The sequence below is a fragment of the Proteus sp. fly-1013 genome (assembly GCF_040140245.1).
Taxonomy (GTDB): Bacteria; Pseudomonadota; Gammaproteobacteria; order Enterobacterales; family Enterobacteriaceae; genus Proteus; species Proteus mirabilis_B.
On the sequence record NZ_JBEEWD010000001.1, the window covers coordinates 97,214 to 112,357 of the forward strand.

11 protein-coding genes are annotated in these 15,144 nt (G+C 40.1%); 9 read left to right on the top strand and 2 right to left on the bottom strand.

What is annotated here, in order from left to right:
- Positions 1-104: 104 nt before the first annotated feature.
- On the bottom strand, positions 105-1,235 hold the full coding sequence (locus ABN236_RS00450; protein ID WP_349473145.1) for a multidrug effflux MFS transporter: 1,131 nt from the start codon (positions 1,233-1,235) through the stop codon (positions 105-107).
- 102 nt (positions 1,236-1,337) lie between these two features.
- On the opposite strand from ABN236_RS00450, the gene ABN236_RS00455 reads away from it, so the two are divergent.
- Positions 1,338-2,099, top strand: a complete 762-nt coding sequence (locus ABN236_RS00455) for an AraC family transcriptional regulator (protein WP_349473146.1) — start codon at positions 1,338-1,340, stop codon at positions 2,097-2,099.
- Between the two features lie 80 nt (positions 2,100-2,179).
- Here the strand turns inward: ABN236_RS00455 and ABN236_RS00460 are convergent, their stop codons facing one another.
- Positions 2,180-3,463 carry a citrate synthase gene (locus ABN236_RS00460; protein ID WP_088493417.1) on the bottom strand — a complete coding sequence of 428 codons (1,284 nt, stop codon included), beginning with the start codon at positions 3,461-3,463 and terminating at the stop codon, positions 2,180-2,182.
- A gap of 623 nt (positions 3,464-4,086) precedes the next feature.
- Between ABN236_RS00460 and sdhC the strand changes: the two genes are divergently transcribed.
- From sdhC to sucD, 8 genes are all read left to right on the top strand, one after another.
- Positions 4,087-4,467: a succinate dehydrogenase cytochrome b556 subunit gene (gene sdhC, locus ABN236_RS00465; protein WP_129586864.1), complete on the top strand. Its 381-nt coding sequence runs from the start codon at positions 4,087-4,089 to the stop codon at positions 4,465-4,467.
- Complete coding sequence (gene sdhD, locus ABN236_RS00470; RefSeq protein WP_006537664.1) at positions 4,461-4,805, top strand: succinate dehydrogenase membrane anchor subunit; 345 nt, start codon at positions 4,461-4,463, stop codon at positions 4,803-4,805. The genes sdhC and sdhD overlap by 7 nt, the downstream gene beginning before the upstream one ends.
- Complete coding sequence (sdhA, locus tag ABN236_RS00475) at positions 4,805-6,571, top strand: succinate dehydrogenase flavoprotein subunit (protein WP_023581183.1); 1,767 nt, start codon at positions 4,805-4,807, stop codon at positions 6,569-6,571. Before sdhD ends, sdhA begins: the two co-directional genes overlap by 1 nt.
- A 34-nt stretch (positions 6,572-6,605) precedes the next feature.
- Entirely contained in the window at positions 6,606-7,322 is a 717-nt protein-coding gene (locus tag ABN236_RS00480) for a succinate dehydrogenase iron-sulfur subunit (RefSeq protein ID WP_006537662.1), read from the top strand.
- Between the two features lie 245 nt (positions 7,323-7,567).
- Positions 7,568-10,372: a 2-oxoglutarate dehydrogenase E1 component gene (gene sucA, locus ABN236_RS00485; protein ID WP_349473147.1), complete on the top strand. Its 2,805-nt coding sequence runs from the start codon at positions 7,568-7,570 to the stop codon at positions 10,370-10,372.
- 13 nt (positions 10,373-10,385) lie between these two features.
- Positions 10,386-11,591, top strand: coding sequence for a 2-oxoglutarate dehydrogenase complex dihydrolipoyllysine-residue succinyltransferase (gene odhB / locus ABN236_RS00490; RefSeq protein ID WP_088493413.1), 1,206 nt, complete (start codon positions 10,386-10,388; stop codon positions 11,589-11,591).
- A gap of 161 nt (positions 11,592-11,752) precedes the next feature.
- On the top strand, positions 11,753-12,919 hold the full coding sequence (gene sucC / locus ABN236_RS00495) for an ADP-forming succinate--CoA ligase subunit beta (protein ID WP_075671649.1): 1,167 nt from the start codon (positions 11,753-11,755) through the stop codon (positions 12,917-12,919).
- The gene (gene sucD / locus ABN236_RS00500) at positions 12,919-13,788 is read left to right on the top strand and encodes a succinate--CoA ligase subunit alpha (protein WP_006537657.1); all 870 of its coding nucleotides are present in this window, start codon (positions 12,919-12,921) and stop codon (positions 13,786-13,788) included. Before sucC ends, sucD begins: the two co-directional genes overlap by 1 nt.
- The last annotated feature ends 1,356 nt before the right edge of the window (positions 13,789-15,144 follow it).

Below are 15,144 nucleotides of genomic sequence, written 5' to 3' on the forward strand. Positions count from 1 at the left end.
TCCTTATTTATTTTTCATTTTTTAACTCTACACCTCCTGATTTTATATAAAAAGAGCAAAATAAAAAGAGCTCACATTAAACATAAGGAGCTCTTTTCGGTTTATTATTTTGTCGTTTGACGAGAAAAAGAGAGTAGCAATGAACCTAGACTACAAATTAGTAAAGTAATTGCTAAGCTTTGTCCCCATCCTGCAAGTGCAAGCCCACCACCAATTAACAAATAGTAGAACAAGCCTAATAATGCACCCGCAGTACCTAATCTGTCTTTATATTGTGCTAATGCTGTGGCTAAGATATTTGGAATAGCAACGCCATAAGCAACAACACTCGTCATCATTGGAATAATAAAGCTAATGTGGTTACGTAATAAATAAACACCCACAGCGCTAACTAGTGCAATAAAACTTGCGAGTAAAACGAGTTTTCCACATTGCCAATGATGGTTTAATAGTGCTTTATTAATATAAGAGCCAATACCGACACCTATTGCTAATACAATACCGCTATAACCAAAGGTACTTGCACTATAACCTTGTTTATCAAACATAAAAGGTGCTAACTGATAATAGGCAAAAAGGCTGATATTAAAAAAGGCTATTAATAATACTGTTTTGGCAATTTGCTTATCCTTAAGCATTTTTATTGCAGTTTCTCCTAATGGTGCTGTTTTTATTGTTTCAGGGCGACTTTCAGGTAAAGCAAAAGTACTCCATAACAGTAAAATCACAGCAAGAAGGGCAAGCCCACTAAACACACCTTGATAACCAGCATAACTCACTAATAATGAGCCACTTAACATACCAATTGCTGGGCTTAGGGCGATAGCCGCTCCCATCACTGAGAAAACTTTAGCCAGTTCATCGCCACTATATACATCACGCATAATGGTTTGTGTGCCTACTGAGCCTACCGCCGCACCAAAAGCAGAAAGCATACGCAATCCAAGTAATACTGAAAAATCTTGTGTCATAAAAACGCCAAGACAAGCAACAGCATAAATAAGCAATCCAGCTAACATTGTCGGACGACGACCAATGACATCACATAATCGACCCCATATAATGACGCCCAATGCAAACGCAAAGAAATAGAGCGAAAGTGTTTGCCCAGCTTTATTTGCACTGACATGAAAGCCGTTTGCAATATCAGTAAGTGCTGGGCTATAAATGGTTTCTGCAATTTGTGGAAACATCATTAACGCAATTGCTAACCATAAAGAGAGTTTTTTGTTCATCTTTTTTTTCCTACATCCTTAAATCTTGATGAACAGAATACAGAGATAATGAATGTCTTGTTATAAACATAAAGACATATTATTTTTCAAATAGGACAAGTGATGGCTTGGCTTAATCAATACGACCACTTTGTGCCAGAAGAGCATCTTGCATCAGTCGTTGGTATTGCAGCAGAAATGGGAAAGCACGACTCAGGGTTTCATTCTCATGATAGAGGGCAGCTATTATTTACGCAGTCAGGGTGTATGCGAATTACTTTGGCTTCCCGTGTTTCTGTATTACCTCCCATGAGGATTGCGTGGATCCCTCCAAGACTTGAACATCGAGTCGAAATGTATGCCTCTGTTGGATATCGTTCTGTTTATATTAGTGATAAATTCCATGATAATTTTCCAAGTGAGAGCGAGATCTTAACGATTTCACCTCTTTTACGAGAAATATTAGAACGAATTTCTATTGCTGATTTTAATACTCAATGGGATGAAGGGCGCTACGCAAATTTATTGGCCGTTTTTTTTGATGAAATCGCCCAAGCACCGCGGCAAACCAATCATTTATTTATGCCTAAAGATAGACGGTTAAGTCGTTTATCCTTTGATGATTTACCGCCAGCATTACAAGAAATGGCAAAGCATGTAGGGGCGAGTGAAAAAACGATCACACGCTTATTTTACAAAGAGACGGGACTGAGTTATCAACAATGGCGTCAACAGTGGCGATTAATGAAAGCCATTGAATTATTAGCTACCCATCATCGCTATATTGATATTAGCCAGATATTAGGATTTGCCAGTGACAGTGCCTTTATTACCTTTTTCAAAAAAATGACAGGGCAAACACCGCAAGAATATTTGAAAAGCTGATTGAATTTTATCGATAATTTTAAAACATAAAGCCCCGATTTAAACGGGGCTTAGTAAGATAAATAATTAATAAAATTCAATTATTTCTTTTTAATTTCACTTTTAAAATCGCGTGCATCATAACCGGTATAAAGCTGACGAGGACGCGCAATTTTCAGGCCATCTTCGTGCATTTCATTCCAGTGAGCAATCCAGCCAATTGTACGTGCAATAGCAAAAATAACAGTAAACATATTGGACGGAATACCTAACGCTTTCAGGATAATACCAGAGTAGAAGTCAACGTTAGGGTACAGTTTTTTCTCAATAAAGTACGGGTCATTTAGAGCAATACGTTCTAATTCCATTGCCACTTCAAGCAGGCTGTCATTGAGGTTTAATTCTTTTAACACTTCATGACAGGTTTCACGCATTACCGTTGCACGAGGATCGTAGTTTTTGTAAACACGGTGACCAAAGCCCATTAAACGGAAGGAATCATTTTTATCTTTTGCACGTTTAATAAATTCAGGAATGTGTTCAACCGTTTTGATCTCTTCCAGCATACGTAGACAAGCTTCGTTAGCACCACCGTGAGCTGGTCCCCAAAGTGACGCGATACCTGCTGCGATACAGGCAAATGGGTTTGCACCAGAAGAGCCCGCAGTACGCACCGTTGAGGTTGACGCATTTTGTTCGTGATCAGCGTGAAGGATGAAAATTCTATCCATTGCGCGTTCAAGGACTGGATTAACGACATACTCTTCACATGGTGTTGCAAACATCATATGCAAGAAGTTACCTGCATAGGAGAGGTCATTTCTTGGGTAAACGAAAGGTTGACCAATCGAGTATTTGTAACACATCGCTGCCACTGTTGGCATTTTTGATAGTAGGCGATATGCCGTGATATCGCGGTGAACAGGATTACTAACATCCAATGCATCGTGATAGAACGCAGCTAAAGCCCCTGTAACACCACACAGTACTGCCATTGGGTGTGAGTCACGACGGAAGCCATTGAACAGTCGGGTAATTTGTTCATGGATCATGGTGTGACGAGTTACTGTGGTTTTAAAATTGTCGTATTGTTCTTGGGTCGGTGCTTCACCGTACAGCAGGATATAACAGACTTCCAAGTATGTTGATTCAGTCGCTAATTGCCCGATAGGGAAACCACGGTGAAGTAAGATACCGTTATCACCATCAATAAAAGTGATTTTTGACTCACAAGAGGCGGTTGAGGTAAAGCCGGGATCATAGGTGTAATAACCTTTGGAGCCGAGAGTACGAATATCAATAACTTTGGAACCGAGTGTAGGGGATAGAACGTCCAAGTCTACAGATGTTTCAGCAATCGTTAGCTTAGCTTTGTTATCAGCCATTTATAATCTCCTTAGCGCTTATATGTCTCCTAACAAAGTCGAGGGTATCTTCATAAAGATGCACTTCGATAGTGAAACTATAGTTGATGTAAGGTACCCAGCCGAGTTTTATTTAATGCCCGTAATGTCTAGGTCTATAGTGTGTCACTTATGTTAAGGAGCTTTTGATGTTATGTTTTTTTAGGTGCTTTTTTATGCAATGCACTTAGAATTAGTACTGCTATCACTTTTACATAAGTTTGAGGTTTCTGGAAGCGTGTTTGCGCACAAAAAAAACATAAACATTAAAATAATGCAGTAAATGTAAGAAAAATGTTGTGTATGTGTCAAAAATGATAATCATTTTTGCATCAGATGTATTAAATAGTGATCCCTCTCACTGTTCGAGGCAAATGTCGGGCACACAAGTTGTGTGGTAATTGTAATAAGTTTGTGAAGCACTTATACTGCGCGCAGGTCTCCGGAACCGTTGTTGTATGGAGAACCAGCGTAACGAATCCACACTTTTTGTAAAATAGACGGATTTAACATTTTACTTAAAATGTGCCTTTGTACCCCATTCGCTGTTTGATTTCCATCCAGGTCCGGAGGAAGGAAAAATTATAAAAGCTGTGTGGGCATAAATTGTGAAAAAACAAAGACCTGTCAATCTGGATTTACAGACGATACAGTTTCCACTCCCTGCTATCGCATCGATTTTGCATCGTGTCTCTGGGGTTATCATGTTAGTCGCAGTAGGCATCTTACTGTGGTTACTTGGCACCTCTCTCTCCTCTCCTGAAGGATTTCAGCAAGCTGCTGAAATTATGACTGGCTTCTTCGCAAAATTTATTTTGTGGGGCATCCTAACGGCATTGGCGTATCACATTTGTGGTGGTATTCGTCATATGCTAATGGACTTCGGCTTTATTGATGAAACCTTGATTGTAGGTCGCAATTCAGCGGCTGCATCAATGGTTATTACCGTGATTTTATCAATATTGGCGGGGGTATTAGTATGGTAAGTAATTCTTCTACTTTAGGCCGTACTGGCATCCAGGATTGGTTATTCCTTCGTGCCTCAGCCATTATTATCGTTTTATATGTTCTTTATCTTGTGGGATTTATTGCTACAACAGAAATAACCTATGAGGTATGGCGCGGATTCTTTAGCTCATCCTTAACCAAAGTGTTCACCATCTTGACCTTGCTTTCGATTCTTATTCACGCGTGGATCGGAATGTGGCAAGTGTTAACGGATTATATTAAACCGCTGGCATTACGCCTGACTTTACAACTGATTATTGTTGTTGCGCTGTTGGTTTATCTTATTTATGGAACAATTGTGGTGTGGGGTGTGTAATGAATCTGCCAGTAAGAGAGTTTGATGCTGTTGTTATTGGTGCGGGTGGTGCAGGTATGCGTGCCGCTTTACAGATTTCTCAAATGGGTCTGTCTTGTGCACTGATTTCTAAAGTTTTTCCTACTCGTTCTCATACTGTTTCCGCTCAAGGTGGTATTACTGTTGCACTAGGTAATACCCATGAGGATAACTGGGAATGGCACATGTACGATACGGTAAAAGGTTCCGACTATATTGGTGACCAAGACGCTATCGAATATATGTGTAAAACCGGCCCTGAAGCAATTTTAGAGCTGGAACATATGGGACTTCCATTTTCTCGTCTAGATGATGGCCGTATTTATCAACGTCCATTTGGTGGTCAGTCAAAAAACTTTGGTGGTGAACAAGCCGCACGTACAGCTGCCGCTGCTGACCGTACTGGGCATGCATTGTTACATACCCTCTATCAGCAAAATTTAAAAAATCACACAACCATCTTTTCAGAGTGGTATTCACTGGATCTAGTGAAAAATCAAGATGGCGATATTGTCGGTTGTACTGCAATTTGCATCGAAACGGGTGAAGTCGTTTATTTCAAAGCAAACGCGACAATTTTAGCGACTGGTGGTGCAGGTCGTATTTACCAGTCAACCACAAATGCGCATATCAACACCGGTGATGGTGTAGGTATGGCGGTTCGCGCAGGTGTTCCTCTGCAAGATATGGAAATGTGGCAATTCCACCCAACAGGTATTGCGGGTGCGGGCGTGTTAGTGACCGAAGGTTGTCGTGGTGAAGGCGGATATCTGTTGAATAAAGACGGTGAACGCTTTATGGAACGTTATGCACCAAACGCCAAAGACCTTGCTGGTCGTGATGTGGTTGCACGTTCAATCATGATTGAAATTCGTGAAGGTCGTGGTTGTGATGGCCCTTGGGGTCCTCATGCGAAATTGAAACTAGACCATCTGGGTAAAGAGGTTCTTGAGTCTCGTTTACCGGGTATTCTTGATCTTTCTCGTACTTTCGCACACGTTGACCCAGTTAAAGAACCAATTCCTGTTATACCTACTTGTCACTATATGATGGGGGGTATTCCAACAAAAGTAACGGGTCAAGCTATTCGTGTGAACGAGAAAGGCGAAGATGTTGTTATTCCTGGATTGTTCGCAGTCGGTGAAATTGCTTGTGTATCTGTTCATGGTGCAAACCGTTTAGGTGGTAACTCATTGTTAGACCTCGTTGTATTTGGTCGTTCAGCAGGGGTTCACTTAAAAGAGTCACTGATGGAACAAGGCACTATGCGTGATGCGAGCGATTCTGATGTTGAAGCAGCATTGACACGCTTAAATCGCTGGGAAAACAACCGTTCTGGTGAAGATCCAGTTGAAATCCGTAAAGCTCTGCAATCTTGTATGCAACATAACTTCTCGGTATTCCGTGAAGGCGATGCAATGGCAAAAGGCTTAGAAGAACTGAAAGTTATTCGTGAGCGCTTACAAAATGCACGACTGGATGATAATTCAAGTGAGTTTAATACACAGCGTATTGAATGCTTAGAATTAGACAACCTGATGGAAACTGCTTATGCCACTGCGGTGTCTGCTAACTTCCGTACAGAAAGTCGTGGAGCTCATAGCCGTTTCGATTTCCCAGAGCGTGATGATGCGAACTGGTTATGCCATACATTATATCAACCGCAAACCGAAACAATGACACGACGTGAAGTCAATATGCAGCCGAAACTGCGTGAAGCCTTCCCACCAAAAGTGCGTACATATTAATTAGCGGTGTTATTGAAGTTGCGGAGACTTAAATATGAAACTTGAATTTTCGATTTATCGTTACAATCCCGACGTTGATAATGCGCCGCATATGCAAGATTACACCCTCGAAGTTCCTGAAGGGCGTGACATGATGCTATTGGATGCATTAATTCAATTAAAGGAAAAAGATCCTACCTTATCGTTCCGTCGTTCTTGTCGTGAAGGTGTTTGCGGCTCTGATGGCGTGAACATGAATGGTAAAAATGGTTTGGCTTGTATCACACCTATTTCATCTTTACAGAAAGGAAGTAAGAAAATTGTGATCAGACCGTTACCCGGTTTACCAGTAATTCGTGATTTAATAGTGGATATGACTCAGTTCTATACACAGTATGAGAAAATTCGTCCGTATTTAATTAATAATGGCAAAAATCCTCCTGCTCGTGAGAACTTACAGTCACCAGAACAGCGTGAAAAGCTTGATGGACTTTACGATTGTATCCTTTGTGCTTGTTGTTCAACCTCTTGCCCGTCATTCTGGTGGAATCCAGATAAGTTTATCGGGCCAGCTGGATTGTTAGCGGCTTATCGTTTCTTGATTGATAGTCGTGATACAGAGACTGAATCTCGTCTTGATGATCTTAACGATGCGTTCAGTGTGTTCCGTTGTCATGGCATCATGAACTGTGTCAGCGTATGTCCTAAAGGACTCAATCCGACAAAAGCGATTGGTCATATTAAGTCAATGTTGTTAAAACGTAGTGCATAAAATAATAACCGCCCTAAAATAGTTAGGGCGGTTAATGGAAAAACTAAGTTAGACGTTTGCGGTAAAAATAGTAAGGCACCTTTAAACACTGTTAGACAGTGCTTAAAGGTTCCTTGAGAGCTAAAGCTCCATATTTAAAGAACCTGCGAGATAGCGGGTCATAAGAGAACCTTGCAATCGACACCGTTTAATCACGGTATTAGTTATCCACGGCGAACTAAAGCTGTATAGCTTAAGGGATCATAATGCAGAACGGCGCAATGAAGGACTGGCTAGAATCAACTTTTCTAGCAGGAGAGAATCAGTCTTACATAGAAGATATCTATGAAGATTACCTAACTGACCCAAACTCTGTTGACGAAAGTTGGAGAGAGATTTTTCAACAACTGCCCGCAAGTCAAGGCATAGAACAGTCGCATTCTCAAACCCGCGACTACTTCAGACGCCTCGCAAAAGAATCCACTCGATATCATACCTCGGTAAGCGATCCGGCAATGGACTCAAAACAAGTTAAAGTTTTGCAGCTCATCAATGCCTTCCGTTTTCGTGGTCATCAAAATGCTAATCTCGACCCGCTTGGTTTATGGAAACAAGAATCTGTTCCAGATTTAGATCCTGCTTTCCATAATCTAACTAAAGAAGACTTTGAAGAAACCTTCAACGTCGGTTCTTTTGCTATTGGCAAAGAAACGATGAAATTAGGTGAGTTATATGAAGCACTGAAACGCATTTACTGTGGTTCAATCGGTGCTGAATATATGCATATCACTAATACTGAAGAAAAACGCTGGCTACAACAACGTTTAGAATCAGTAAATGTTGCAGATCAATTTACTAAAGAAGAAAAGTTACGCTTCCTGACAGAGCTAACAGCAGCTGAAGGTTTAGAGCGCTATTTAGGTGCGAAATTCCCGGGTGCAAAACGCTTCTCTTTAGAAGGTGGTGATGCATTAGTTCCGATGTTAAAAGATTTAATTCGCCATGCAGGTAAACAAGACACTCGTGAAGTGGTTCTTGGTATGGCGCACCGCGGGCGTTTAAACGTTCTAGTTAATATCCTAGGTAAAAAACCGGCTGATTTATTTGATGAATTTGCAGGCATTCACAAAGAACATTTGGGAACCGGTGACGTTAAATATCACCAAGGCTTCTCATCTGATTTTGCGACTGAAGGGGCTCAAGTCCATCTCGCATTAGCCTTTAACCCATCTCACCTAGAGATTGTTAGCCCAGTTGTAATTGGTTCTGTTCGTGCTCGTCGTGATCGCTTAGATGAAGCGCGTAGCAATATGGTTCTTCCTATCACTATTCATGGTGATGCGGCAGTGACAGGTCAAGGTGTTGTACAAGAAACCTTGAACATGTCTCAAGCACGTGGTTATGAAGTAGGTGGTACAGTTCGTATTGTTATCAATAACCAAGTTGGTTTTACAACTTCAAATCCAAAAGATGCCCGTTCAACACAATATTGTACTGATATTGTGAAAATGGTTCAGGCACCAATTTTCCACGTTAATGCAGATGATCCTGAAGCGGTAGCTTTTGTGACTCGCTTAGCATTGGATTTCCGTAATACCTTTAAACGCGATGTTATGATTGATCTCGTTTGTTACCGTCGTCATGGTCACAACGAAGCGGATGAGCCAAATGCGACTCAGCCTCTGATGTATCAAAAAATCAAAAAACATCCAACACCACGTAAAATTTATGCGGATAAACTGGTTGCTCAATCACTACTTGATGCCAATGATGTGACTGAACTGGTTAATCTTTATCGTGATGCGCTGGATCGTGGTGATTGTGTTGTTGAAGAATACCGCCCTATGGGTCTGCATTCTTACACATGGGAACCGTATTTGAATCATGAATGGAATGAAGAGTACCCACATAAAGTAGAAAAAGCGCGTTTACAAGATTTAGCGCGTCGTGTGAGTACCGTTCCTTCAGAAATCGTGATGCAATCTCGTGTTGAGAAAATTTATGCTGACCGTGCTGTTATGGCTGAAGGTGAGAAACTACTCGATTGGGGTGCGGCAGAAACATTAGCGTATGCGACTTTAGTTGACCAAGGTATCACCATTCGTCTTTCTGGCGAAGATGCGGGACGTGGTACATTCTTCCATCGTCATGCAGTTATTCATAACCAAACAAATGGTTCTGTTTATGTACCATTAGCCAATGTTCATAATGCTCAAGGACAATTTAATGTCTGGGATTCTGTATTAACAGAAGAAGCCGTACTTGCATTTGAATATGGTTATGCCACAACGGAACCTCGTGGGTTAACAATTTGGGAAGCACAATTTGGTGACTTCGCAAACGTTGCTCAAGTCGTTATCGACCAATTTATTAGCTCTGGTGAGCAAAAATGGGGTCGTATGTGTGGTTTAGTTATGCTGTTACCACACGGTTATGAAGGTCAAGGCCCAGAGCACTCCTCTGCACGTTTAGAACGTTATCTGCAACTGTGTGCAGAACAAAATATGCAGGTTTGTGTGCCATCAACTCCGGCTCAGGTTTACCATATGTTACGCCGTCAAGCGTTACGTGGTATGCGTCGCCCACTTATCGTAATGTCACCGAAGTCACTGTTACGTCATCCATTAGCGGTTTCTGAATTGGATGAATTAGCAAATGGTAAATTCTTACCTGTCATTGGTGAAATGGATGATTTAAAACCTGCTGATGTGAAACGTGTTGTGATGTGTTCCGGTAAGGTTTACTACGATTTATTAGAACAGCGTCGTGCTAATGAGCAAAACAACGTTGCCATTATTCGTATTGAACAACTGTATCCATTCCCACACGAAGATATTGCGCAAATTCTCGCACCTTATGCTCATGTAAAAGAGTTTATTTGGTGTCAAGAAGAGCCTCTGAATCAAGGTGCTTGGTATTGTAGTCAGCATAACTTCCGTGATGCTATTCCAGCTGGCGCAACATTACGTTATGCAGGACGCCCTGCATCAGCCTCTCCAGCAGTTGGTTATACCTCTGTTCATCAGGAGCAACAAAAAGCTCTGGTTGAAGACGCACTGAAAGTTGAATAAATAAGGATAGAAAATGAGTAGTGTAGATATTCTAGTACCGGATCTCCCTGAATCAGTTGCTGACGCATCGGTCGCAACTTGGCATAAAAAACCTGGTGATAGCATTCAACGCGATGAAGTGCTGGTTGAAATCGAAACAGATAAAGTTGTTTTAGAAGTACCTGCAAGTGAAGCAGGTGTTTTAGAAAGTATTCTTGAAGAAGAAGGCGCTACTGTTGGTTCACGCCAATTACTAGGTCGCATTCGTTTAGGTGATAGCACAGGCATTCCTGCTGATGTGAAACCTGCTCAAGATAGCACTCCAGCACAGCGTCAAAGTGCTGATATTGCTGAAAAAGGCAATAACGATGCATTAAGTCCAACGGCTCGTCGCTTAGTGGCTGAACACGATATTAACCCTGCGGATGTGAAAGGCAGTGGTGTAGGCGGACGTTTAACTCGCCAAGATATCGAAGGTCATGTTGCGAATAAATCAACTACACAACCGGTAGCAGAAGTTCCTCAAGCTCTGTTATCGCACCGTAGCGAAAAACGTGTACCAATGACACGTTTACGTAAACGTGTAGCAGAGCGCTTACTAGAAGCAAAAAACACCACTGCAATGTTGACAACATTTAACGAAATCAACATGCAACCAATCAAAGATTTACGTGCTCAGTATGGTGAAGCATTCGAAAAACGCCACGGTGTACGTTTAGGCTTTATGTCTTTCTACATTAAAGCGGTTGTTGAAGCACTGAAACGCTATCCAGAAGTGAATGCTTCTATTGATGGCACTGATGTGGTTTATCACAACTACTTCGATATCAGTATTGCAGTATCAACACCTCGTGGTCTGGTAACACCAGTATTACGTGATGCAGATGCAATGAGCATGGCGGATATTGAGAAAAACATCAAAGCGTTAGCTGTAAAAGGTCGTGATGGTAAGTTAACTGTTGAAGACTTAACTGGCGGTAACTTCACTATCACAAACGGCGGTGTTTTCGGTTCATTAATGTCAACTCCGATTATCAACCCACCACAAAGTGCCATTTTAGGGATGCATGCAATTAAAGATCGCCCAATGGCAGTAGACGGTCAGGTTGTTATTCTACCAATGATGTATCTGGCTCTGTCTTATGACCACCGTTTAATTGATGGTCGTGAGTCTGTCGGTTTCTTAGTAACCGTTAAAGAGATGCTAGAAGATCCAGCTCGTTTATTACTGGATGTATAGGTAATAAATATCGCTTTTAGGCAGGAGATGCTCCTCCTGCCTACTTAGCAACAGACACAAGCATCAAAGAAGTACAGTGTGTTCGTGAAGCCAGATTTCTCTGGCTTATAGTCAAAAAAATAAGAAAGCCCGACTTTCAACAAGATTATGGATAGAACATCATGAATTTACACGAGTATCAGGCAAAACAGCTTTTCACACGGTATGGATTACCAGCACCTGCTGGTTTCGCCTGCTCCACACCGCGCGAGGCAGAAGAAGCTGCATCAAAAATCGGTCAAGGCCCTTGGGTCGTGAAATGTCAGGTTCACGCGGGTGGACGTGGTAAAGCGGGCGGCGTAAAAGTCGTTAAATCTAAAGAAGAGATCCGCGCATTTGCTGAACAATGGTTAGGCAAACGTTTAGTCACTTATCAAACAGACGCTAATGGTCAGCCTGTTACACAGATTTTGGTCGAAGCAGCAACCGATATCGCTAAAGAGCTTTATCTTGGTGCGGTTGTTGACCGTGGTACCCGTCGTGTTGTCTTTATGGCATCAACAGAAGGCGGCGTTGAAATTGAGAAAGTAGCTGAAGAAACGCCAGAACTTATTCATCGCGCAATTATTGATCCACTGACAGGCCCAATGCCTTATCAGGGAAGAGAATTAGCATTTAAACTGGGTTTAAAAGGCAAGCAAGTTAGTCAATTCGCTAAAATCTTTATGGGATTAGCCTCTATTTTCTTAGAGCGTGATCTCGCTTTAATCGAAATTAACCCACTGGTTATTACTAAAGAAGACGATCTGATTTGTCTTGATGGCAAATTAGGCGTAGATAGCAACGCGTTGTATCGTCAGCCAGAAATGCGTGAAATGCACGATCCATCACAAGAAGATCCTCGTGAAGCACAAGCGGCACAATGGGAACTGAACTACGTTGCATTAGATGGCAACATTGGCTGTATGGTTAATGGTGCTGGTTTAGCGATGGGTACAATGGATATCGTTAAACTTCACGGTGGCGAGCCTGCAAACTTCCTCGATGTAGGTGGTGGTGCAACAAAAGAGCGCGTAACTGAAGCATTTAAGATTATTTTGTCAGATGAAAATGTCAGTGCTGTATTAGTCAATATTTTCGGCGGTATTGTTCGTTGTGACTTAATCGCAGATGGTATTATTGGCGCAGTTGAAGAAGTTGGCGTTAATGTTCCTGTGGTTGTTCGTCTGGAAGGAAACAATGCAGAGTTAGGCACCAAAAAATTAGCAGATAGTGGATTAAATATTATTGCTGCTAAAAGCTTAACGGATGCCGCGAAACAAGTTGTTGCAGCAGCGGAGGCAAAATAATGTCTATTTTAATTGATAAAAACACCAAAGTAATTTGCCAAGGCTTTACGGGTAGCCAAGGAACATTCCACTCTGAGCAAGCTATTGCTTACGGTACGCAAATGGTTGGTGGTGTTACGCCGGGTAAAGGCGGTACTACGCACTTAGGTTTACCTGTATTCAATACGGTACGTGAAGCCGTTGAAGCAACAGGTGCAACGGCGACAGTTATCTATGTACCTGCACCATTTTGTAAAGATTCAATCTTAGAAGCGATTGATGCAGGCATTAAACTAATTATTACTATTACAGAAGGTATTCCTACACTGGATATGCTGACTGTTAAAGTTAAATTAGATGAAGCTGGCGTGCGTATGATTGGACCTAACTGTCCAGGTGTTATCACTCCGGGTGAATGTAAGATTGGTATTATGCCTGGTCATATTCACTTACCGGGTAAAGTAGGTATTGTATCTCGTTCAGGTACATTAACTTATGAAGCTGTTAAGCAAACAACAGATGTTGGTTTAGGTCAATCAACCTGTGTTGGTATTGGTGGTGACCCAATTCCGGGTTCTAACTTTATTGATATTCTGAAGTTATTCCAAGAAGATCCACAAACAGAAGCGATTGTGATGATCGGTGAAATTGGTGGCACAGCAGAAGAAGAAGCGGCTGCTTATATCAAGGATCATGTCACTAAGCCTGTAGTCGGTTATATCGCTGGTGTAACAGCGCCTAAAGGCAAACGTATGGGACATGCGGGTGCAATTATTGCTGGTGGTAAAGGTACAGCGGATGAGAAATTCGCTGCCCTTGAAGCTGCAGGTGTTAAAACGGTCCGTAGCTTAGCAGATATCGGTGAAGCGATTAAATCACTGATCAAGTAAGTAACAATTCTGTTAATAATTTCGGATTGATACTATCTAGAATGCCAGTTTCTAAAAAAGGAGCTGGCATTTTTTATTTCTAGTTTCATTTAAAAAGCTATATCAATAGCTATTATTGTCATTAACGCATTAATACCCCACCTAAATTTATTCTAACAAGCTGTTTTATATTGCCTTTTTTGAAAATTGATCTGTATACGAAACATCATTTTTCTATTTATTAACTTTCTTGTGGCGTCTAAATGTAATGATATAAGCTATGAATAGATACCCTGAATTGTTAAAAATAATATTTTAAATGCATGTTTTTAGTAAAAAAGAGTGTTAACAAGAAAAAATGAACACTTATTTTGTACGGTTTTCAATATAGGTACTTCTATAAATATCGTAATAATTAGCTTTAAATTTATACAAGGATCACGCTGTAACACTGATTTTTACTAAGGAGATAGACTTTTAAACATGTTAATGGATGCGTTAAAAAGAGGGGAGGGAAGCGCTTTGATAGTAAAATATATCTTTTTATTATGTTAGAACATCAAAATGACGATTAAAGGGGAATTATGATCTCCTTATCACTGTAAGAATTGATAATAAGAAGTTGGGTAGTATCTTGAAAAACACTTTGCTTAAATACAAAAATTCAATAAAAAATTTTGTTACTTTTTCTTGCTGTATTCAATAAATGATTTATTCTTTTTTTGTTATCTTATTGAATTTAATGATAATATATTTTTTATGTTAATAATGGATTTACGTTTTATTTGTTAAATACAGATTTATTTCACTTCATTTATCTAGAATAAAAAAGAAATAAAAAAATAAATAATATTAGAAGTTGATAATCAAGATTAGACTTTTAATGTATCTTTATTGGATAAAATAATTAAGAGTGTTTTTTTATATTTACATTTTTGTAAATTTCAACTTATTAATTAATAGATTATTTTTTTAAAATATTTATTATTTACCTGCAAAAAAATGGAATTAATATTAAAATTAATAAAACACAATTAAAAGTGTTTATTTTTAAGTCTTTTATGAAAATAAAAAGTTAATTTTATTATGGAAAATATAAGGAGGTAAATTACACTTAAAAATAAAAACAACATTGCATTAACACAATGGTAACTATTGGGTAATTTATTCGCAACTAGTTAACATTAAAGTGTTTTTTTGATGTGGGTCAAGTTATTAATTGTGGCAAAAATTTCTGAATATGCTTAAATTGGCACACGATCAAATATGCTGTTACAAACCTAAAAGTCGTATTGTTGACCTAAGCTCAGAATTCAAATCTGGGTCACGCAAAATATATTTATTATATGTAAATATAAGCGTACTATTTGTAAGGTA